Here is a 1,092-nt window from a genome sequence, read left to right as displayed (position 1 = left end):
ATGCAGCAGACCGCCGACCGGGTGGTGGTGCTGGGGCGCGGCCGTCTGGTGGCGGACGCGCCGCTGGCCGAGCTGATCGCCGCCCGGCCCGCCGCGTCGGTCCGGGTGCGCGGGCCGGAGCCGGCCGCGCTCGCCGCGCTCGGTGACCGACTGGCCGCCGAGGGCGCGACTGTCACCGCCGACGAGGGCGGGATGTCCGTCGCCGGCAGCACCGCCGGCCGGGTCGGCGACCTGGCGCACGAGATGGGGGTACGGCTGCACGAGCTGACCCCCGTCGCACCCTCCCTGGAGGAGGCGTTCCTGGAACTGACCGCCGACAGCGTGGAGTACGCCGCCGGCTCGACCGGAGGTGGGACCCGATGACCGCACCGTCCACGCTCGACCCGGCACGCCGGACCACCCGGCCCGCCCCCGACGGGCATCCGCTCACCGGGGCGGTGGCCGCCGAGTGGACGAAGCTCTGGTCGGTCCGCTCCACCTGGTGGACGCTGCTCGCGGCGGTGCTGACCATGGCGGCCACCAGCGCCCAGCTCGCCATCTACGCCCAGAACGCCAACACCGACGACGACCCGGCCAACAACCCGGGCGTGGTCGGCGTCGGCGAAATCGTGGCCGGGTCGCTGGAGCTGACCCAGTACGTGGTGCTGGCGCTCGGCCTGTTCGCGATCACCAGCGAGTTCGCCACCGGCACGATCCGCACCACGCTGCGCTGCACCCCGTCGCGGGGCCGGGTGCTGGCGGCCAAGGCGATCGTGGTGGGCGCGGTGACGTTCGGCCTCGGGCTGCTGCTCGGCGCTGTCGGCGCGGTGACGGCCCGGCCGGTGCTCGGCGAGTGGGGCCGCGCCCCGCTGGGCGGCACCGTGGCCGGCGTGGTGGCCGCCGCGGCGTACCTGGCGCTGATCGGCGTGCTGGCGCTCGGCCTGGCGGCCGCCCTGCGCGGCGCGGTGCTGGCCCTGACAGTGCTGTTCGCGCTGCTGATGATCGTGCCGCTGTCGTTACAGGAGCCGGACATCACGGTGCTGACCCGGATCGCCGACGCGTTCCCCGGCGTGGCGGGCAACCACTTCCTGGCCGGGGACACCGAGCCGTACC

1 protein-coding gene and 1 pseudogene are annotated in these 1,092 nt (G+C 75.6%); both read left to right on the top strand.

The window, feature by feature from the left end; all coding sequences use genetic code 11:
• Window positions 1-363 (top strand): annotated as a pseudogene (locus KBX39_RS31735) (ABC transporter ATP-binding protein); the annotation flags it as partial.
• Window positions 360-1,092 (top strand): ABC transporter permease (locus tag KBX39_RS31730; protein WP_210874105.1); only part of this gene is annotated, 733 nt, incomplete at its 3' end. The pseudogene KBX39_RS31735 and the gene KBX39_RS31730, both read left to right, overlap by 4 nt.

Origin of the sequence: Micromonospora sp. D75 (assembly GCF_018070405.1) — a bacterium.
GTDB lineage: Bacteria > Actinomycetota > Actinomycetes > Mycobacteriales > Micromonosporaceae > Micromonospora > Micromonospora chalcea.
The sequence above is the reverse complement of the archived record's forward strand: the minus strand, read 5'-3'. Positions and strand labels throughout refer to the sequence as shown.